The sequence below is a fragment of the Mesorhizobium sp. WSM1343 genome (assembly GCF_055901535.1).
In genome coordinates this window covers 4219492-4239775 of sequence record NZ_CM148370.1, presented here as the reverse complement: position 1 = coordinate 4239775, position 20284 = coordinate 4219492, and the positions used below count along the sequence as shown (strand labels likewise).

Annotated in this window: 20 protein-coding genes; 11 read left to right on the top strand and 9 right to left on the bottom strand. The window is 63.0% G+C overall.

The features are described 5' to 3' along the window. Positions 1–84: 84 nt before the first annotated feature. Together AC0NIL_RS20745 and AC0NIL_RS20740 are read left to right on the top strand one after the other, a co-directional pair. Entirely contained in the window at positions 85–405 is a 321-nt protein-coding gene (locus AC0NIL_RS20745) for a 2Fe-2S iron-sulfur cluster-binding protein (RefSeq protein WP_013531878.1), read from the top strand. Between the two features lie 195 nt (positions 406–600). Next, positions 601–1629 (top strand): NAD(P)/FAD-dependent oxidoreductase, encoded by a 1029-nt coding sequence (locus AC0NIL_RS20740; RefSeq protein ID WP_013531877.1) that lies wholly within the window; start codon positions 601–603, stop codon positions 1627–1629. 3 nt (positions 1630–1632) lie between these two features. Here AC0NIL_RS20740 and AC0NIL_RS20735 read toward each other — a convergent pair whose 3' ends face one another. Then, entirely contained in the window at positions 1633–3114 is a 1482-nt protein-coding gene (locus tag AC0NIL_RS20735) for an MDR family MFS transporter (RefSeq protein WP_473573384.1), read from the bottom strand. Between the two features lie 201 nt (positions 3115–3315). After that, a complete protein-coding gene (locus AC0NIL_RS20730) occupies positions 3316–3975 on the bottom strand; it encodes a DUF922 domain-containing Zn-dependent protease (RefSeq protein WP_013531875.1) in 660 nt (219 codons plus the stop codon). Positions 3976–4078: 103 nt separating this feature from the next. Here AC0NIL_RS20730 and folP point away from each other — a divergent pair, with 103 nt between their 5' ends. Genes folP through folK form a run of 3 tightly spaced genes read left to right on the top strand, consistent with a single transcriptional unit; the run spans position 4079 to position 5789 of the window. Next, positions 4079–4930, top strand: coding sequence for a dihydropteroate synthase (gene folP, locus AC0NIL_RS20725; protein ID WP_063167918.1), 852 nt, complete (start codon positions 4079–4081; stop codon positions 4928–4930). A 3-nt stretch (positions 4931–4933) separates the two neighbouring features. After that, positions 4934–5293, top strand: coding sequence for a dihydroneopterin aldolase (gene folB, locus AC0NIL_RS20720; RefSeq protein WP_013531873.1), 360 nt, complete (start codon positions 4934–4936; stop codon positions 5291–5293). Further along, complete coding sequence (folK, locus tag AC0NIL_RS20715; RefSeq protein ID WP_013531872.1) at positions 5277–5789, top strand: 2-amino-4-hydroxy-6-hydroxymethyldihydropteridine diphosphokinase; 513 nt, start codon at positions 5277–5279, stop codon at positions 5787–5789. Before folB ends, folK begins: the two co-directional genes overlap by 17 nt. Before the next feature lie 26 nt (positions 5790–5815). Here the strand turns inward: folK and AC0NIL_RS20710 are convergent, their stop codons facing one another. Further along, positions 5816–6361, bottom strand: a complete 546-nt coding sequence (locus AC0NIL_RS20710; protein ID WP_063167919.1) for a DUF924 family protein — start codon at positions 6359–6361, stop codon at positions 5816–5818. Positions 6362–6375: 14 nt separating this feature from the next. Next, positions 6376–8211, bottom strand: a complete 1836-nt coding sequence (locus tag AC0NIL_RS20705) for a monovalent cation:proton antiporter-2 (CPA2) family protein (protein WP_013531870.1) — start codon at positions 8209–8211, stop codon at positions 6376–6378. Between the two features lie 160 nt (positions 8212–8371). On the opposite strand from AC0NIL_RS20705, the gene AC0NIL_RS20700 reads away from it, so the two are divergent. From AC0NIL_RS20700 to AC0NIL_RS20690, 3 genes are all read left to right on the top strand, one after another. Then, entirely contained in the window at positions 8372–9361 is a 990-nt protein-coding gene (locus AC0NIL_RS20700) for an AraC family transcriptional regulator (RefSeq protein WP_063170228.1), read from the top strand. Positions 9362–9421: 60 nt separating this feature from the next. Next, the gene (locus AC0NIL_RS20695) at positions 9422–10630 is read left to right on the top strand and encodes an MFS transporter (RefSeq protein ID WP_063172065.1); all 1209 of its coding nucleotides are present in this window, start codon (positions 9422–9424) and stop codon (positions 10628–10630) included. Positions 10631–10812: 182 nt separating this feature from the next. After that, positions 10813–11079, top strand: coding sequence for a hypothetical protein (locus AC0NIL_RS20690; protein ID WP_024503536.1), 267 nt, complete (start codon positions 10813–10815; stop codon positions 11077–11079). Between the two features lie 111 nt (positions 11080–11190). On the opposite strand, the gene AC0NIL_RS20685 is transcribed toward AC0NIL_RS20690, so the two are convergent. From AC0NIL_RS20685 to AC0NIL_RS20670, 4 genes are all read right to left on the bottom strand, one after another. Beyond that, positions 11191–11745, bottom strand: a complete 555-nt coding sequence (locus tag AC0NIL_RS20685) for a hypothetical protein (protein WP_024503535.1) — start codon at positions 11743–11745, stop codon at positions 11191–11193. A gap of 135 nt (positions 11746–11880) precedes the next feature. Continuing rightward, positions 11881–12972 (bottom strand): YcjF family protein, encoded by a 1092-nt coding sequence (locus tag AC0NIL_RS20680; RefSeq protein WP_473573380.1) that lies wholly within the window; start codon positions 12970–12972, stop codon positions 11881–11883. Beyond that, positions 12969–14447 carry a YcjX family GTP-binding protein gene (locus AC0NIL_RS20675; protein ID WP_473573379.1) on the bottom strand — a complete coding sequence of 493 codons (1479 nt, stop codon included), beginning with the start codon at positions 14445–14447 and terminating at the stop codon, positions 12969–12971. The genes AC0NIL_RS20680 and AC0NIL_RS20675 overlap by 4 nt, the downstream gene beginning before the upstream one ends. Before the next feature lie 63 nt (positions 14448–14510). Continuing rightward, positions 14511–15014 carry a SixA phosphatase family protein gene (locus tag AC0NIL_RS20670; protein WP_024503532.1) on the bottom strand — a complete coding sequence of 168 codons (504 nt, stop codon included), beginning with the start codon at positions 15012–15014 and terminating at the stop codon, positions 14511–14513. Between the two features lie 332 nt (positions 15015–15346). Here AC0NIL_RS20670 and dksA point away from each other — a divergent pair, with 332 nt between their 5' ends. Next, positions 15347–15763, top strand: a complete 417-nt coding sequence (dksA, locus tag AC0NIL_RS20665) for an RNA polymerase-binding protein DksA (RefSeq protein ID WP_013531862.1) — start codon at positions 15347–15349, stop codon at positions 15761–15763. A gap of 183 nt (positions 15764–15946) precedes the next feature. Here dksA and AC0NIL_RS20660 read toward each other — a convergent pair whose 3' ends face one another. After that, entirely contained in the window at positions 15947–16684 is a 738-nt protein-coding gene (locus AC0NIL_RS20660) for a flagellar biosynthetic protein FliO (protein ID WP_024503531.1), read from the bottom strand. Between the two features lie 225 nt (positions 16685–16909). Between AC0NIL_RS20660 and cckA the strand changes: the two genes are divergently transcribed. Then, positions 16910–19483 (top strand): cell cycle histidine kinase CckA, encoded by a 2574-nt coding sequence (cckA, locus tag AC0NIL_RS20655; protein WP_024503530.1) that lies wholly within the window; start codon positions 16910–16912, stop codon positions 19481–19483. Positions 19484–19569: 86 nt separating this feature from the next. Next, positions 19570–20277 (top strand): purine-nucleoside phosphorylase, encoded by a 708-nt coding sequence (locus AC0NIL_RS20650; protein ID WP_224619295.1) that lies wholly within the window; start codon positions 19570–19572, stop codon positions 20275–20277. Positions 20278–20284 lie beyond the last annotated feature (7 nt).

The window sequence follows — 20284 nt, the reverse complement described above, 5'->3', positions numbered from 1 at the left end:
AACGTCATCGGGCGGCGCTTTCATGCGGCAGTTGACTTGTCAGCCGGAGTGATTATCTCGGCTGCAACTCCCTTCAGGTGACAAATGACCAAGCTGACTTTCATTGCCCATGACGGCACGCATTTCGACATGGACGCCGAGAACGGCTCTACGGTCATGGAGAACGCGATCCGCAACGCCGTGCCCGGGATCGAAGCCGAATGCGGCGGTGCCTGCGCCTGTGCCACCTGTCACGTCTATGTCGACGAAGCCTGGACGGCTGAAGTCGGCGAGCCGGAAGCGATGGAAGAGGACATGCTGGACTTCGCCTACGACGTCCAGCCCAATTCGCGCCTGTCATGCCAGATCAAGGTCCGCGATGCGCTTGACGGCTTGGTCGTGCGGGTGCCTGCCCGCCAGGGATAAGCGCAACCTTTTTGCCAACTGATTTTTCCCGCTGTGGCTTGGCAGCGGGGCGATGGTCATGCAGTGTCCTGCTGTTTCACCACAGCGCCGCGTGTCCTCTTGGACGCGCAAAGGACGCTGTAGCACTTTTATTTGCGCGTGATCCTTTCCGAAAATCGATCCGATTTTCGGGGTCATGCGCAGCGAGGCACAGGCATGACCGACATCACCAGGACAGACGTGCTTATTGTCGGGGCAGGGCCGGTTGGCCTGTTTGCCGTGTTCGAGCTCGGCCTGTTCGACATGAAGTGCCACCTGATCGACATTCTCGATCGGCCGGGCGGCCAATGCGCGGAGCTCTATCCGGAAAAGCCGATCTACGACATTCCAGGCTGGCCTTCGATCTCGGCGCAGGGGCTGGTCGACAAATTGCTCGAGCAGATCGCGCCGTTCAAGCCCGATTTCAGCTACAACCGAATGGTTTCCAGCCTGGAAAAACTGGAGGACGGCAGTTTTCGCGTCACCACCGACGAAAACGAGGTGTTCGAGGCCAAGGTGGTGGTGATTGCCGCCGGCGGCGGCTCCTTCCAGCCCAAGCGTCCGCCGATCCCCGGCATCGAGCCCTATGAAGGCAAGAGCGTCTTCTATTCGGTGCGCCGGATGGAGGATTTTCGCGGCCACGACCTCGTCATTGTCGGCGGCGGCGACTCGGCGCTCGACTGGACGCTGAACCTGCAGCCGGTGGCAAAGAGCGTGACGCTGGTGCACCGGCGGCCTGAGTTCCGCGCCGCTCCCGACAGCGTCAACAAGATGTATGCCATGCAGGAGATGAAGCAGCTCGAATTCCAGGTCGGCCAGGTGACCGGATTGACCGGTGCCGACGGCCAGTTGTCATCGGCCACCATCAAGGGACCGGATGGCGACGTCGAGGTGCCTTGCACGCGCATGCTGCCGTTCTTCGGCCTGACCATGAAGCTCGGACCGATCGCGGAGTGGGGTCTCAACCTTCACGAGAACCTCATTCCGGTCGATACCGAAAAATTCCAGACATCGGTGCCCGGCATCTTCGCGGTCGGCGACATCAACTGGTATCCGGGCAAGCTGAAGCTGATCCTGTCGGGTTTCCACGAAGTGGCGCTGATGGCGCAGGCCGCCAAGCGCATCATCAGCCCCGGCGAGCGCATAGTTTTCCAGTACACGACCTCATCGACCAGCCTGCAGAAGAAGCTCGGCGTCTCCGGCTGAACTTTACTCGGCCAGCATCGGCGCCGCATTGTCGGCGTAGCCGCGAAGCTCCTTTTCGGGCATCAGCGTCAGCGTGATCAGCCCGAGCAGCAATGTAGCGGCGGCGACGGCAAAGATCATCACGAACGGCTCGATCGTCGCGCTATGGCCAGCGATCCGCACGCCTTCACCGGCAAGCGGCAAGCCGTAGCCCAGAGCGACCGCGCCGAGCATGGCGACCCCAAGCGCACTGCCAAGCGAACGCAGGAATGTCAGCACGCCCGTCGCGACGCCGAGATGCACGCGATCGACGGCGTTCTGGACCGACACGGTGGTGACCGGAAACGTCGTTCCGGTTCCAAACCCGATGCAAATCGTCAAGACCTCGACCTCCAGCAGCGTTGCATATCCTGCGACGACGGCCAGCAGGCAGAGGCACAGCATGCTGAAGACGACGCCCACCATCGCAATGCGCTTGTAGTGGGTGAAATGCGGGATCATACGCCCGCTGAATGCCGCGCCGCCGACGGTCCCCAGCAGAAGCCCAAGCATCGCGATGCCCGACTCCGCTGCCGACAAGCCGAGCACCGCCTGAAGATAGACGGGCAGGTACACAGCCATGCCGACGCTTGCGGCCTGAAGCAGGAACATCGAAAGCGTGCCCGCCAGAACGATTGGATTGCCAAGCACTTCGAGTGAGATGAGCGGCTCGGCGGCGCGCATGAGCCGCAAGGCAAAAGCGCTCCAGAAAATCGCCGAACCGCAGAGAACGCCGATGACTTCAAGCGAAGTCCAGGGATAGGCGCTGCCGCCCCAGTTCAAGGCGAGCAGCAGCAGCGCCGTGGCAATTATCAGAAGCAGCGCGCCCAGGCCGTCGATGCGATGGCGCTTTGCGGCAATGGGCAGTTTCTTGAGCGGCTTGTTGATGATCGCCATTGCAAGAAAACCAAGCGGAATGTTGATCCAGAAGATCAGTGACCAGTGCAGGTGCTCTGCGAAAGTGCCGCCGAGCAACGGACCGGCAACGCTGGCGACAGCCCATGTGCCGGAGAACCAGGCGGCATAGCGTGCCCGCTCGCGCGGCGGCACGAGATCCCCGACGACGGTCTGCGTCAAAGCGAACAAGCCGCCGCCACCGGCGCCCTGGATCGCCCGCCCGACAACCAGCACAAACATGTTGGGAGCCATCGCACTGACCACCGATCCCGCCAAAAAGATCAGGATCGCGGCGTAGACGGTCGGCCGGCGGCCGTAGACGTCGGAAATCTTGCCGTAGAGCGGAGCCACGGCTGTAGCGGTCAGGAGATAACCGGTGACGATCCATGGCAGATAGTGTGCGTTTCCGAGCGCATGCCCGATGGTCGGCATGGCCGGCGCGACAATGGTCTGATCGAGTGCCGCCAACAGCATCGACAACAGCACGCCGCCGATGATGGCGTTCTTTTCGCGCTCTGTTATCGGCGTGCCGGTTTCCGCCATCGTTTTCTCATCGACAGCCTGGTCCATGATCGTTCATCCATAAGCTTGCGATTTGACCGGCGCTGTTCAGCCGCTCCGGCTTCATGACCGTTTGGATCGCATTGGTGTTTTAAGCTCGTCTGGCGAGCCTGATATGTCGTCCCATATAGGCCGGTTTCGACGGCGGCTCGAAAGTTTTTCGAATCTGGCACTACGCTTCGGTGAATTTGGCTTTCAGTTCGGGTGCGTTCAGGCCGGCGGCAGTCGTCCGTTGCCGATGCGCTCCATGCGGTAGCGCAGCAGCCGCAAGATGCGGCTTTCGAAATTGACGCTTTCGACGCGGTCGAACTGAAGCTGGGCGCGGTCGTGCCTGGCCAGAACAGCCGCGGTGATCGCGGCCGCCTTGGCCTTGGCGGCGTCGCAGTTCTTTTGCGGGTAGGTGGCTTTCAAGGCCTCTTCGAGTTCGCCGCCATGGTTCTTGGCGATTTCGACATGGCGCTCCTCATGGCGCTTGATGTCGGCCGACAGCGTATCCCAGAACAGCCTGACATCGGCATCGGCCTTGCGCGGCCGGCGCCACTCGGGAAGGATCACCTTCACCTTGACGGTCACCACCGCGTCGGCAATCCGGCAGGAACTCGGTGTCTGCGCATAGCTGATACGGGTGGTGAAGGCCATTTGCGTGGCGCCCGGGTGCCGCGTGCCGGTGCTTTTCACCTCCGGCCCGCGTTTGGAGAGTTGTGCCTCGATGTCGTCGAGCGTGCTGCCGCCAATGGCGAAATAGCTGTATGTTTTGACGAGATTGGCCGCCGCCGCCGGGTGCGGCGTTATGGCGAGCAGCAGCGCGCAAGCCAAGGATTGTTTCACGCCCAAGGACTGTTTTTTCATGCCAAGCATGGATCGTTTCATCATGTTGCCTCTTCGACCACCTTGCTTTACGGCCGTTGCCGGCGCAATGAAATTGATCCGCCAGGGATCACACATGATTGATGAACTCCATGGTCGATGAGCAATGACGGCCAGGCGATGGCAGTTGGCGCATGGACGCCATCTCGACCTTGGCGGCAAGGCCGTGGTCGTCGGCATCCTCAATGTCACGCCCGACAGCTTTTCCGACGGCGGCCAGTTCGACGCCCCTGAAAAGGCGCTGGCCCAGGCGCGCCGCATGATCGGGGAAGGGGCACTGGTTGTCGATGTCGGGGGAGAATCGACGCGCCCAGGTGCTGCCGCGGTATCGGCCAGCCAGGAACAGGCCCGCATCCTGCCGGTGATCGAAGCGCTGGCGGGCGTGAACGAGGTGCTGATTTCGGTCGATACCTATCGCGCCGACACGGCGCGGCTGGCGGTCGCCGCCGGCGCGCATATCGTCAACGATGTCTGGGGTTTGCAGCGCGAGCCCGATATTGCTCGTGTCGCCGCCGATACCGGCGCCGGGCTTGTCATCATGCATACCGGGCGGGATCGCCAGAAGCTGCCGGACGCGATTGCCGATCAGTTGGCATTCCTGCGAAGGTCGCTGGAAATCGCCCGCCAGAACGGCATCGCCGATGATCACATCGTGCTCGATCCCGGTTTCGGATTCGCCAAGGAGACGGCGGAGGAAAATCTCGACCTGATGGCACGCTTTTCGGAATTGCATGCACTCGGCCTGCCGCTGATGGCCGGCACGTCGCGAAAACGCTTCATCGGCACGGTCACCGGCCGTGATGCCGCCGACAGAGGGGTCGGAACAGCGGCGACCAGCGTCATTTTGAGGCTCCAGGGCGCCGATCTGTTTCGCGTCCACGATGTCGCATTCAACGTGGACGCATTGGCGCTCGCCGATGCTATGCTGGCGCGTCAAACCGACCGGGCGAGAAACTGATCGATGTATGTCATCCGCATGAAGAACTGCGCTTTCTTTGCCCGGCACGGCGTGCTGGACGAGGAGGAACGGCTCGGCCAGCGCTTCTATGTCGATGCCGTTCTGACCGTTGATCCAGGCCGGGCGCTTGCCGAAGATTCGATCGAGGATACAGTCCACTACGGCGTTGCATTCAGCGTCATTGAAAAGATCATCACCGGGCAGCGCCGTTTTCTGATCGAGTCGCTGGCGCTCGAAGTGGCCCGTGCGCTGACGGCGCGTTTTCCGCAGATAAAGAAAGCCGAGATCACGGTGCGCAAGCCGAACGCACCAGTGCCCGGCGTGCTCGATTATGTCGAGGTGACCGTTGTCTGGCCCGAATAGTACCGTTTATCTCAGCCTTGGCGGCAATCTTGGCGATCCGGCGAAATCCATGAGCGCGGCGCTGCGCATGCTGGATGCCGACGCGGATACGCGTGTCACCGGCGTCTCCTCGCTTTATCGCACACCGCCCTGGGGCAAGCTCGATCAGCCGGATTTTCTCAATGCGGCCGCCGAAATTTCCACCGTGCTTGCACCGCGTGCCTTGCTCGACCTCTGCCTCGATGCGGAGCGCAAGCTGAAGCGGGTGCGCGAGGAGCGGTGGGGGCCGCGGCTGATCGACATCGACATTCTGGTGTTCGGCGACCGCGTCATCCACGAGACCGGGCTGGAGGTGCCGCATCCGCGCATGCTGGAGCGCGCCTTCGTGCTGGCGCCGCTGGCCGAGATCGCGCCCGGCCTGGTTGTCAGCGGTCGCAGCATCACCGACCGCCTGGTCGCCGTCGATACCTCAGGCATCGAGCGATTGTCGTCCGGCCGGGATTGGTGGCTGGCCTGATTTCTGGGCAAAGCGACGGCCGAACTTTAGCCCGAGAAGCCGCCACCATCCAGGAACGTCTGCTCCTGCGAGGTGGTTTCGCGCCCAAGCATCCTGTTTCGATGCGGAAAACGGCCGAATTGCTCAATGATATCACGATGTTCGACAGCATACTTCAGATAGGGCTCGGCCCTGGCCTGCGTCAGCTCGACCGAAATATCCTGGTCGGCCAGTAGCTCCGAATGCTCATAGGGCAGGTAGAGGAAAACGCGGAGTTCTTCCTCGAGTGCCAGGTCATGACCAGCCGCGATCGCCTTCTCTGCGAAATATCTGGCGAGCGGATCGGTCGCGTACATATGGCCGGTGCCGCGAAAGCAGTTCCGCGGAAACTGGTCGAGCAGGATCATCAGCGCCAGCGCGCCTTCGGTATGTTCCAGCCAGTCGTCGCATTCACGCCGCGCGGCGGCGTAGTGCAGGTCGAGAAAGCGGTCGCGGAACTCGGCATCGAATGCTTCGTTCTTCTCGAACCAGGCATCCTCGCCGGCATCGCGCCAGAATTTGGTGACCGACAGGGCTCTGCTGTCCAATTCCATACCTAATTCCTTGCTCAATCGGCGGGTTCGGACTTGTGCAGCACACCCGCGGTCTCTTCGTTGAGTGCCTGACCAGGCCGGCGCGGCGTCGAGAGCGGTGTCGGAATCGGCGTGCCGATATTGCCTCTCAGGAAGCGCTGTCCGGCGCGAATGCCTTCGGCGAGCTGGGTTTCGAAGCGGTCGGTGTCGCGGCGCCTGACATCTTCGATCGTTTCAGCCACGTCTTCGGGATCGACGCCCAGAGATTCCAGGGCCGAGCCGCCGAAAACAAGTGCGGATTCGAAGGTTTCGCGAAGTTGGTAGTCGACGCCGGCACGTATGAGCTGCAGCGCCGTTCCACGGTCGAATGCGCGGGCCAGCACGGTGAGCAGTGGGAATTCGGCCTTGATCAGCTGGGCGATGCGAACAGCCACATCGGCCTTGTCGACGCAGATCAGCACGGCGCGCGCCCGGCCGGCACCGGCGGCATGCAGGATGTCCAGCCGCGTGCCGTCGCCATAGTAGACCTTGAAGCCGAAATCGGCCGCCGCCTGGATCATTTCGACGTCATTGTCGATGATCGAGACGTCGATGCCGCGCAGCAACAGCGGCTGGCTGGCGATCTGGCCGAAGCGGCCGAAGCCGATGATCAGCACGCTGCCGGTCAGGCCATCGGCGACGTCGACGCCGTCGAGCGACTGCTCGTCGCGCGGCGTCAGATAGCGCAAGGCGATGATGGCCAGCGGCGTCAGCACCATGGAGATGATGACGATCGCCGTCAGCGTCGCATTGGCGTTGCCGTCGATGATGCCGACCGCCGCGGCCGCCGAATAAAGGACAAAGGCGAACTCACCGCCTTGCGCCATGAAGACCGCGCGCTCAAGCGCCTCGCGGTGGCTGGTTTTCAGGATACGGGCGACGATGTAGATGCCGAATGCCTTCATCACCATGTAGGCGACGACATAGATGGCAATCAGCCGCCAGTTCGCCGCGACCACATGCAGGTCGAGCGACATGCCCACCGCGAGAAAGAACAGACCGAGCAGGATGCCGCGGAACGGTTCGATATCGGCTTCGAGCTGATGGCGGAAGGTCGATTCGGACAAAAGCACACCGGCCAGGAAGGCGCCCATCGCCATCGACAGGCCGCTGAGCTGCATGGCGAGCGCGGATCCGAGAACGACCAGAAGTGCCGCCGCCGTCATCACCTCGCGGGCACGGGCATCCGCCAGGATGCGGAAGAACGGATTGAGCAGATAACGGCCGGCCACAACCAGGCCGACGATCGCGGCGAGGCCGATGCCGACCTCGGTCAGCCGCTCCGATAGGCTGGTGTCGGCACCGCCGGGCGCCAGAAACGCGATCAGGGCCAGCAGCGGCACGATGGCAAGATCCTCGAGCAGCAGGACCGATACGATGCGCTGGCCTTTCGGCGCGGCGATTTCGCCGCGTTCCTCGAGAAGCTGCATGACGATCGCTGTCGAGGTCAGCACGAAGCCGGCGCCGGCGACGAAGGATTGCGCGATTGGAAACCCTCCAGCCATGCCGACCCCGGTCAGCAGGAGCGCGCAGACGCCGACCTGCAACGCACCGAGGCCAAAGATCTCGCGGCGCAGGCCCCAGAGCCGCGATGGCTGCATTTCCAGCCCGATGATGAACAGGAACATCACCACGCCGAGTTCGGCGACATGAAGAATGGCTTCCGATTCGGAAAAGACGCCGAGGCCGAACGGGCCGATCACCACGCCGGCAGCCAGATAGCCGAGGATCGAGCCGAGGCCCATGCGCTTGAAGATGGGAACGGCGACGACACCGGCAGCAAGCAGCGCCACCACCTGAACCAGATCACTGCCCGATGCTTCCGCCGCCATGCCTCTTGTCCCTGTGTCTTGCAGCACTCCTTGCATGCAGTTGGAGCGGGAGGCAAGGCGAGAAATCTGCCGGGAAGGGTAGGGTGCCGTTGCAGTGATTGACCTGGTGGAACAACGGTCCCCGCTTGCTTGCCGGACGTTCGGCATCTATATTGCGTATATGTTTGACCATTCGTCCCGGCCGTCCTCGCCGCCACATATCCCGATGGATGCGCTCAGCGAAGTTCTGCAAGACTTTCGCTTGAGTGGTGTCAACTATGGCCGCTGCGAACTCCGGCACCCATGGAGCATAGACTTTCCGCAACAACAGCTGCTTCGGTTTCACTTTGTCGGCCAGGGCCCATGCTGGATTCATACTGAATCGCAAGGCTGGCAGGAGCTGCGCGATGGCGATCTGGTGCTGCTGCCGCAAGGCATCGCCCATCGGCTGGCGAGCGCGCCGGACGTTGCAGGGGGCTCGCTCGAAGGTTGCCAGGTAATCAAGTTGGGGGGCAACGTCTGCGAAGTGGTACGGCAAGGAACGGGCGCGACGAGCACCCTTTTCTGCGGCTCCATGGCCTTGGACTCCTATGCGCTCAACCCATTGATCACGTTGATGCCGCCTGTCATCAAGGGTTGCGACGTGGCCGGCAATGACCCGGTCGTCGGTCCTTTGCTGGCGGCCATGACGGTGGAGGCCTCGCAGCCGCAGATGGGCAGCGCCACGATTCTGTCGCGTATGGCCGACTTGCTGACGGCCCGGCTCATACGCTGCTGGGTCAATTGCAACGGAGCCTCGACCACCGGTTGGCTCGCAGCCATCCGCGACCCCCATATAGGCCGCGCTTTGGCGGCCATGCACCGCGACCCCGGCCACAACTGGACGCTGGGAAGCCTGGCCGGCGTGGCAGGCCAATCGCGCTCGATTTTCGCCGAGCGTTTCAGTGCGGTATTGGGGGAGGGTGCCGCACACTATCTCGCCCGCCTGCGCATGCAGCTTGCCCGCGAATTGCTGGGCCAAAACGGCTTGTCGGTTGCCGAAGTCGCTACCCGTTTGGGCTATGATTCGGAGGCATCCTTCGCGCGCGCGTTCAAGCGCATCACCAATGTCTCGCCGGGCGTTGTGCGTCGCACAATTCCCGGACGAATGGATATGAATTTCGGATTCTAAGATACATATCATCCGAGCGGACTCGCCTATTTAAGACCTCCAAACTTTGGAGATCTTTCCGTGACTGACACAACATTACAGCTTGAAGACGCCGCGACTGGCCTTGATGCCGATGCACCAGCCGCGTGGAGCGCAGCCACCTGGTTCGCGGTCATTTCATTGGCGGCCACCAGCTTTGCCTTGGTGTCGGCCGAATTCCTGCCCGCAGGTCTGCTGACGCCAATGGCACGTGATCTCGGCATCAGCGAGGGGACGGCCGGACAGGTCGTCACCGCCACCGCTTCCGTCGGCGCCGTGACGGCCATGTTGAGCAATGTTCTCATCGGCCGCTTGAACCGCAAGGCGGTGCTGGTTGGTCTCAGTGCTCTTGCGGTCGGTTCCAATGTCCTGGCGGCGCTGGCGACCGATTTCTGGCTGTTGTTGTTGGGCCGGGCCGGGCTGGGCATCGCTCTCAGTGCTTTCTGGGCACTTTCGGTCGCCGTCGTGGCGAGGCTGGTTGGCGCCAGCGCGACGGGGCGGGGCATGGCGATCGTCACCCTGGGCGTCTCGCTCGCAACCATTGCCGCACCGTCGATGGGCGCGTTGATCAGTGACTGGATAGGGTGGCGCAGTGCCATGGCCATGACGGCGGGGCTGGCCGCGCTTGCCATGCTGCTGCAGTTTCTCAGCCTGCCGACCTTGCCCGCAACGGCAAGCAACAGCCTTGCAGATGTATTTCGGCTGACCCGGCGGCGCGGCATCCAACTCGGCATGCTGGCTATCCTTTTGCTGATGACGGGGCATTTTGCCGGCTCGGTCTATGTGCGTCCCTTCCTCGAACAGGTGACACTCCTTACAACCGGACCGATTGCCTTGGCTCTGCTCGGGTTTGGCGTCGCTGCCGTGATCGGTAATGTTGCCGGCGGCCGCATGGCCGACACCAACATCCACATGGCCCTCGCAGTCACCGCGGCGTTGATGGCGGTTGCGGCACTTACTTTGGTGCTTTGGGGCTCGCATATCGGCGTTGCCTTCGGTTTCGTTACGCTGTGGGGTTTCGCCTTTGGCATGGCGCCGGTGGTGCTGCCGACCAATATGTCGCGCGCGGCGCCTGATGCGCTGGAGGCAGCGGGCAGCCTGATGGTCACCTCTTTCCAAATTGCCATCACCATCGGCGCGGTTGTCGGCGGCTATGTCGTGGACACCTATGGCGCGACTGGGCCCTTGACTCTGACTGCTATCCTTGCCGCATCGACCGCCGTCTTGGCGCTGCTGCAGCCTCGCAGCTGAACTTTGCAGCCGCCGACACAGTAGCCTCAAATCCTGCCGCCAGCGATGTTGTAGGCGCGATACACAAGTTGAGGCCGGGAACACGTTGCATCTTGCCGCAATCGAAGGCTAAGGACGCTCGGCTTCGGCCATTGGAGGGTGATCGACGATCAAGTCGCGCCCTTTTTGAGGAGATGACTGACATGAAGAAGTTTTTGTTTGTTGCCGTCGGCCTGGCGGTGCTTGCCGGTTCGGCTTGCTCGAAGGCGCCTGAGTGCACGGCGGAGATCGCAACCAAGAAGGCGCAGGACATGGCTGCAGCACTTCAGGAGGCGATCACCAAGGACCCGGCCAAGGCGGCTGATCTGACCGCCAAGGTCCAGGCGGTGACAACCAAGTATCAGGGCACCACGACGTTGGCCGACGCCTGCAAGGCCTATGACGAAGTGACGGCCGCGATCAAGGGCTGACACCCTGATTTGAGATCAAGGCCTAAGCGCCTGATTCGATGGGCTCAAGTGAGAGGGCGGTGACCGTTGGGTCGCCGCCTTTTTCTTCGGATTTTTCAGTTCGGCGCGATTTCAGTTCGGCGCGATGGAACCGACTTCGACCGCGTCGACCCGCTTCAGGCTCATGCCGATCACCGGCACCAATTGGTCGTTGACGCGCACGGCGATAGTCACCGTCATCGAATTGTCGTCAGGGATGCGAGCCTGCATGACGCCGCGCAGCTGGTTGCGGTTGATGGTGAAGACCACCTTGCGGGGATCGACGACGTTGCCGCCGATGATGTCGAGGCCGGAACCGGTCGCGCCACCCATGAAGCTGCCCTTGTAGCCCTCGCGGCCCTTGCGCTCGATCTTGGCCGACATTGGCTGGGTGAACATACCGACCCGGCAGCCGCCGTCGAGCGACATGCCGACCTTGCCGTCGGGCGTCGAGCCGGTGAAGCTGCAGTTGAACTTGGTGCCCTTGTACTTGCCGGCGACGATTTCGCCGGGACCGATCCACTTGCCTTCGGCAGACTGGAAGAACTGCTTGTCCGGCTCCGCCGCAGAGGCCACTCCGGCAATGCCGACGACTGTCGTAATCACCGTTGCCAGGGACAGGACGCTGGATAGAATTACGCTTTTCATCGACGACACCCGGCAACAAAGATGCTGTTTGGAACCGGTCTGACCATGAACAAGATTGGTTAATGCTTCGTCACCGCGGGGCCGCCGCAGAGCAGTCCGGTAACGATTCCGAATGCCCGGACACTCCAGCCCGGCTCACTTGCCGGAGGGGGTCGTTGCACCGTCTTTCCTGGTTGCGAACGATGTCAGCGCCGAGAGGAAGTCGCCCAATCCGGGACGTTTGGCGGCGCTGAAGGGCAGGGGTCGAGCCGTCTCCATCGCGGCGATGCCGATGCGCGCCGTCATCATGCCGTTGACGACGCCCTCGCCAAGCTTGGCCGAAAGGCGCGCGGCCAGGCCGTGGCCAACGATCTGCTGGACGAAACTGTCGCCGACCGCGATCGAACCGGTGACCGCCAGATGCGCCAGAACGCTGCGCGCCAGGCGGAAGAAACCCAGCGTCCCCGGCCGTCCGCCATAGAGTTCCGACAGGCGCCGAATGAGCCGCCCGGCCTCGAACACGACATAGGCAACATCGACCAGTGCGCGTGGACTGACCGCCGTCACCAGCGAAACGCGTTTGGCGGCTTCGAGAATCATCACTTTCGCCCTGGCATCGAGTGGTCCGAGAATTTCAGCCTCCGCCAGACGCACGAGATTGCCGCCGTCGATGATTTCGCCGCGCAATTCGGCCAGCGCGCGCCGGCCGGCCGCGGTCTCGGGTTTGGCCGAGACAAAGGCCGATAGTTCGTCGACGACCGATCGTGCCGCCTTGGGATCGTCGCGGGCGATCGCATCGAGCGCCCGCTTCTGCAGCTTTTCGACCTCGGCGAGGCGGGCGATCGCCAGGAATTCGCGAATCAGGATCACCACAAGCGCCAGCACGGCGATGGCGGCCATGCCGGCCGCCAGCCAGCCCAGCCACTTAGCGCGCGCAAAGAGGTCGCGTATGAGCTGGTCGGTCCACAGGCCGACCGCCAGCGAAACCAGCACGCCGAAGGCGCCGAAGAAGATGCTGCCGAGCAGCGAGCGTTTCCTGGGGGCGACGGCTGGTAGCGGCTCCGCGGCAATGATGTCGGGCTCGTCGAAGACATCGACTTCCGCCGGTATGACCATCGCGACATCGGTTTTCATCGCGCGGGGTTTGCGTTGGGTGTCGGCCTGGATGTTGCGCGGCTCAGGGGCCGCTTGTCTCGGTGGGGCTTCCGGTTCGATGCGGAATGCCGCCGGCTTGCGGGGCGCGGTCATGCCAGATGATCTCCGATCAGGAACTGCAAGGCACGGTCGAGCCTGATATGCGGCAGCGACAGCGTGACGCCTTCGGCCGTGCGTTCGAGCTTTGGGGGACGGAAACGGACGAAGCGGATTGCAGGGTCCGCGGAGTCCTGCCTGTGATCGGCTCCCGAAACATCGAAAACCGCATCAATATTCTCCGGTAAGTCACCGGGAAATATGGCTGTTTCAGTTTTTCCATCGAAGGTTTCGCCGTTGATCTTCTCACCGGCTATCGGCGTGCCGATGATGACGGGAAGCGTCTCCCGGCCTTGCTTGACGGTGCCTTCGCGCGTCGCGCGCACCGCCGCCATGGCGACCACATCGACATCGGCGCCGGTGAAATTCGCCCGTGCCACGGCGCGGTCGGCAAGCCGCCGCACGATCGCCTGCAGCCGGTCATGGCTTTCGTGATGCAGATGGTCGGCTTTGGTCGCGGCAACCAGGATGCGGTCGATGCGCCGCGAGAACAGATCGGTGAGGAAGCTGCCCCGGCCGGGGCGAAAACAGCTGAGGATCTCGGTCACCGCGCGTTCCAGGTCGGCCATGGCGCCCGGGCCGGCGTTCAGCGCCTGCATAGCGTCGATCAGGACGATCTGGCGGTCGAGGCGGGTGATGTGTTCCCGGAAGAAGGGTTTGACGACATGCGTCTTGTAGGCCTCATAGCGCCTGTCCATCATCGCGTGCAGCGAGCCTGCGCGCGGGCGCTTGTCGCCGATCGCGGCCAGTGGCGCGAAGGTCAGGGCCGGCGAGCCTTCGAGATCGCCCGGCATCAGGAAGCGGCCGGGCGGCAAGCTCGAAAGCGCCCGCTCGTCGAGCTTGCAGGCCTTCAGATAGGCGGCGAAACTCTCGGCCAGGCGGCGCGCAGTCATCTCGTCGGCATCGGCGTTCGGGTCGATCCCGGCCGATAGTGCCCGCCAGGCTTGCGACAGGTCCTCGCGCACCGGCAGAACAGCCATTTCAAAGGCTTCGTGGGAAAAATCGGCGAAGGATTTGCCGAGCAGCGGCAGATCGAGCAGCCATTCGCCGGGATAGTCGACGATATCGACGGACAATCTGCCCGAGGAAAACATGCGGCTCCAGCCGGAAGCCGATTCATATTCGATGGTCAGCCGCAGCTCCGAAATGGCGCGCGTAGAATCGGGCCAGACGCGGTCGTTGACCAAGGCTGCGATGTGGTCCTCGTACTGGAAACGCGGCACCGCGTCGTCGGGCTGCTGCTCGAGGAAGGCGCGCGCGATGCGCCCCGATTTCTGCGCCTCGAACAGCGGCAGGCGCCCGCCATGGATCAAATTGTGGACAAGGGCCGATATGAACACCGTTTTGCCGGCGCGGGACAATCCGGTCACACCGAGGCGCAGCGATGGGGAAAAAAGCCCGGTGGCGCGGCCCGATACCGTGTCGAGGGCAATCCTCGCCTCGTCGGTGAAGGTGGTCAGCGATGATGCCAAAATATGCTCTCTCGAACTTCGGTCCGTCCGATATAGGCGCTGCAACAAGGCTTTGAAATGGCTTCAGAGATCGGCCGGCGTCAGGAACACTTCGAGATAGCCGGTGCCTTGGGCGGCGCTGGCAAGATCGCCGTCGAAGCGGACGACCGCCAGGCCCGCGGTCGGGAACCCATGGTTCAGTGTGGCCCGCGCAGCCTCGTCGCCGCCGCCCGAAACTGCCAAGGCAAGGTCTTCCATCATCGGGTTGTGGCCGATGACCAGCAACGAGCCCGATCCGCCATTGTTCTTGATAAGGTTGAGATAACCGGCCGCGTCCGCGCTGTAGAGCCCGTCGAAGAACAGGACCCGGCCGGTGTCGGTCTGGCCGGCCAGGCCTTCCAGCGTCTCTTTGGCGCGTTTGGCGTTGGAGCACAGCGTCCGGTCCGGAACATAGAGGCGGGAGCGCATGGCGGCGCCCATCATTTCGGCATCGGCGCGGCCGGACGCATCGAGCGGACGGTCGAAATCGCGCATGCCGGGCAATGCCCAGCCTGCCTTGGCATGTCGCAACAGATAAAGCCTGCTCACCCAACCTCCGAATGCCGAAGCCTTCCGGGATTAGCCACGAGAACGGCGTCGCGCACAATGGCCCGTGCTCTTCAAACACGGCGAATCAGCCAACGCTGGCTGCTGCAAAAGGCGCTTGCATATCGGCCCCGGGGTCACCGCGATCAGGGAAAATATGCGTCACCGGATCCAAAGTGTCGCGGCGGAGTTTGTACCAAAGCGACCGTACGCGGCTGCAAAGACGCGTGCCCGGGTACTTTAACAATTGCGTGAAACAGCGGCCGATTGCGCTTGTGCAGGCGTCGGACGACGAATATATAGGCGCCAAATTTGGGGCAGTTTGGGTGAGTCGAATGAACGACATCGTTACCGCCGATTACGTACCCTCCGAAGACGAGCCGTTCATGAACGAGCGGCAGAAATCCTACTTCCGCTCAAAGCTCGTCACCTGGAAGAATGACATATTGCGCGAAGCGCGCGAAACACTGGAAATCCTGCAGCAAGAAAACGCCAACCATCCCGATCTGGCCGATCGCGCCTCTTCGGAAACCGACCGTGCCATCGAACTCAGGGCCCGCGACCGTCAGCGCAAGCTCATTGCAAAGATCGATTCCGCCCTGCAGCGCATCGACGAAGGCACCTACGGCTATTGCGAAGAAACCGGCGAGCCGATCGCGCTGAAGCGGCTCGATGCACGTCCGATCGCGACATTGTCGATCGAAGCGCAGGAGCGGCATGAGCGCCGCGAAAAAGTCTATCGCGACGACTGAAGCTCACGGCCGGCTGTCTCGAACGAACTCGATTCTGAAAATGGCCGGTTTTCCGGCCATTTTCATTGGTGCGGCATCCACCGCTCAGGGCGCGCGAAGATCGAAAACCCTCGGCGCTTCGGACGAGGTGGTCGGCAGCCGACCGGCGACGGTGTTTCGCGGGGATAGCGACCCGGCGGTCGCTCATTTCTTCTGGCTGGAGAGTTCACCGAGAAGCTTGGTCATCTCGTCGTCGAGCGACTGCGGCGCCGCCGGCTTGCCCACCTGGCCGCCCGAACGGGGCTGGTCCAGTGATACTTCAAGTTCTCTCATCAGCGTGTCGTCGATGCTGTCCTGCACCGGCTGCGGTGGTGGCGGGGCGTGCCGGGCGGTGTTGGCGTTGGCGGAGCCGTAGGCGGGCAACGGCGTGACATTGGTCGGCTGGTAGCTTTGCGTTGCCGGCTTCGGTGCAGGTGCCGGCGGCGCTGTCGGACGGGGGCGGGCGGGCGGCGTCGTATTCACCGGCTGTGGAGCGGGTGCCTGTCTCAGCGGCGGCGGAGCGGGTTGCGGCGGACGCGGCCTTGTCGGAGCGGCGGCCGGAACCGGCTGCAAGCCGCCATCTCCAGTCAATGCCGGCCGGCGCGGCGCCGAAAGCCGGATATCGCGCTCGACGACGACGTCGGTCGGACCGCCGATCAGAAGCAGATGTTCGATGTCGTCGCGGCGTATCAGCACCAACCTGCGATGGCTGTCGACGGCGGTGGCATCCATGACGGCCAGTCGCGTCTTGCGGTTGCGGCCGCCGGCGACGAAGGTTCCAAATGTCAGGTTGCGCACCAGCTTGACGATGACGAGAACGATGACCAGCAGGACGAGCGCTGCAAACGTCCACAACAATGCTGCGGCATAACCGGGACCTGCCACGCTATCGAGCCATTGCATTGGTTTCCCCTGATCGCCCCTTGGAAGTGATAAGACACTAGACCGTTGCAGCGGGCCACCGCAAGTTGCGTTTCACGCTGTTGAACAGCTTGAAAAACTCCGAAGGCCGGAAGACATCATTTTTATCCGACATTTGCCGCCCAGGCCTTTTCCGGACTAGGAGAATGTGATTCAACCCGGTACGGGGCGGGTGTCGGAACACCGGAATTCACGAGCAGGGGGCACATGGCCAAGGAAGCGCGCGGCGATTTCTATCCGGTACCGATCGTCGACCAGAATACGCGACCGGGCGCGGTTACCCGGCTTATCATTTTCATCGTCGTTCTGACGGGGGCCGCGATCGTCTTCGGTCTTTTCCGCGAGCGCCTCGGCGATCCTTTCCTGCTCGGCATGCTCGGCGTGCTGGCGATGATCGGCGTCGGCTTCCTGTTCGCGACGGCGATCGGCTTCGTGCAGGTCACGCCACGCTCGACAGGCGACGAACTGTCGAAATCCTTCGTCGATTCGATGTCGCAGGGGCTTCTCGTCACCGACACCAAGGGCCGCGTCGTCTACGCCAACCGCGCCTATGCGGATATGACCGGAGCATCGTCCGCTGCCGACCTGAAGACCGTCGAGGGATTGCTCTCGGATGTCCCCGAAGCCTCGGTGACGATCTATCGCCTGGCGTCCGGCCTTCGCGACGGCCAGCCGGGCGACGGCGAGTTTAGGCTCGCACAGTCCATTCGGCCCGGTGCCGAGCCGGGCGCCCGCTGGTACCGCGCCCGCGCCCGCGCCTTCAGCGTTCCGGGCCAGCGGCTGCCGATGCTGGCCTGGCAGCTTGCCGATATCTCGCAGGAGCGGGCCGAGCAGGAGCGCTTCTTCCTCGATCTGCAGAAGGCGATCGATCACCTCGACCACGCGCCGGCCGGCTTCTTTTCGGCCGACCAGGAGGGCCGCGTCACCTACATAAACGCCACGCTCGCCGAATGGCTGGGCATCGACCTCACCAGCTTCACGCCCGGCGCCGTGTCTCTGTCGGAGATCGTGGCCGGTGACGGCATGGCGCTGGTCCGCTCGGTCAAGGCCGACCCCGGCACCACACGCAACGCGGTGATCGATCTCGATTTGACGACCATGACGGGCGAAGCGCTGCCGGTGCGCTTCATGCACCGCGTTTCGGCCAGCCGCGAAGGATTGAATGGGCCGACACGCACGATCGTGCTCAACCGCACGCAAGGCGAGGATGCCTCTGCCGATTTGCGGGCTTCGGAAGTGCGCTTCACCCGCTTCTTCAACTCGACACCGATGGCAATCGCCGGCGTCGACCACAACGGACGCATCCTGCGCACCAATGCGCCGTTTTTGTCGTTGTTTTCGTCTGTCGTCGATCGCGACGCCGTCGACCGTCGCGTGCGGCTCGACACGGTAATCCACGAACGCGACCGGCCGGCCTTCGCGGCTGCCTTCGAGAAAGCGCAGCAGCGGCAGGCCGACATCGAGCCGATCGACACGCTTCTGCCCGGCAACGACGAACGGCACATCCGCTTCTACGTCAACGCCGTCGCCGACGGCACCGGCGGCGAGGGCGCCGAGGAGTCGGCCATCGTCTACGCCGTCGAGACAACGGAGCAGAAAGCGCTGGAAGGGCAGATGGCGCAAAGCCAGAAGATGCAGGCAGTCGGCCAGCTTGCCGGCGGCATCGCGCATGATTTCAACAATGTGCTGACCGCCATCATCATGGCGTCCGACCTTTTGTTGACCAATCACCGCCCGTCGGACCCGTCCTTCCCCGACATCATGAACATCAAGCAGAATGCCAACCGGGCGGCTTCGCTGGTGCGGCAGTTGCTGGCCTTCTCGCGCAAGCAGACATTGCGGCCGGAAGTGCTCAACCTGACCGACGTGCTCGCCGATCTCAGGATGCTGCTGGCCCGCCTTGTCGGCAACGACATCAAGCTGAAGGTCGACCATGGCCGCGACCTGTGGCCGGTCAAGGTCGATATCGGGCAGTTCGAACAGGTGGTGGTCAACCTTGCGGTCAACGCGCGCGATGCTATGCCGGCGGGCGGCGATCTGACCGTGCGCACCCGCAATGTAACCGCCGAGGAGTGCAAGGCCTTTTCCTACCGCGAACTCGCCCCGGCGGACTATGTCGTGGTCGAAGTCGAGGACACCGGCAGCGGCATCGCGCCCGACGTGCTGAAGAAGATATTCGAGCCCTTTTTCACCACCAAGGAAGTCGGCAAAGGCACCGGCCTAGGCCTGTCGATGGTCTACGGCATCATCAAGCAGACCGGCGGCTTCATCTTTTGCGATTCCGAAGTCGGCAAAGGCTCGACTTTCCGCATTTTCCTGCCGCGTCACATCGCCGAAGCGAAAAAGGCAGGCGAGCCCGGCGATGCGCCGGCGGCGCCGGCAAAGGTCGCCGATCCGGCCAAGGATCTGTCGGGCTCGGCCACGGTGCTGCTCGTCGAGGACGAGGATGCCGTGCGCATGGGCGGCATGCGGGCGCTGACCTCGCGCGGCTACACCGTGCACGAGGCATCGTCGGGCGTCGAGGCGCTGGAAGTGTTCGAGGCGCTGGGCGGCAAGGTCGATATCGTCGTTTCCGACGTGGTGATGCCGGAAATGGACGGGCCGACGCTGCTCGGCGAATTGCGCAAGCGCCAGCCCGACATCAAGTTCGTCTTCGTGTCCGGCTATGCCGAGGACGCATTCGCCAGAAACCTGCCGGCAGATGCGCATTTCGGCTTCCTGCCGAAGCCGTTTTCGCTCAAGCAACTGGCCACGATTGTCAAGGACGTGCTGGAGTCCTAAAGCCTTCCCCATGTTCCTCCTTGCGCAACGCCGTGACAACGCCATGATTGAAGGGTGAACGGCAGGAAGGCTTAGGGGAGCAACCGGTGACGCCGCACAACGAAGCGGGCAAGGACGACTATGCCGACACGGTGTTGTTGCCGGGCGACCCGCAGCGCGCCGAATGGATGGCGCAAACGTTCCTGGAAGCGCCGCGCTGCATCAATCGCCGACGCGGCACGCTTGGCTTCACCGGCTTGTTTCGTGGCAAGTCCATCAGCATTCAGGCGACGGGCATCGGCGTTTCATCGTTTCTGATCTATGCGCATGAACTGCTGGACCATTATGGCGCCCGGACGCTGATCCGCACCGGCACCTGCGGCAGCCTGACCGCAAAGGCAAAGCTGCGCAGCCTTGTCATCTCGCAATCGGCACAGGCGGAAAGCGCCCAGAGCGGCCAGGTTTTCGGCCTTTATGGACCGGCTGGCCCGGACCCGGCGCTCCTCGCATCGTCACGGGCCAAGGCGGTGGAATTTGGCATCGACCATCATGTCGGCCTGACGGTCTGCAGCGACATCTTCTATCACCCGGATGGGCGTGCCCGTTTTGCCGATGCACGGGCGCAAGGAGCCCTGGCCGTGGATATGGAAACCAGCGCGCTCTATGGCATATCGGAGCATTTCGGAGCACGTGCGCTGTCGATGTGTGTCGTGGTGGACAACATCGAGACCGGCGAACAGACCGACTATTCCGAGCGCCAGGCGCTTTTCACCGACATGAGCCGTCTGGCGCTGGCCGTCGCAGCAGAGAGCTAGAGTCCGG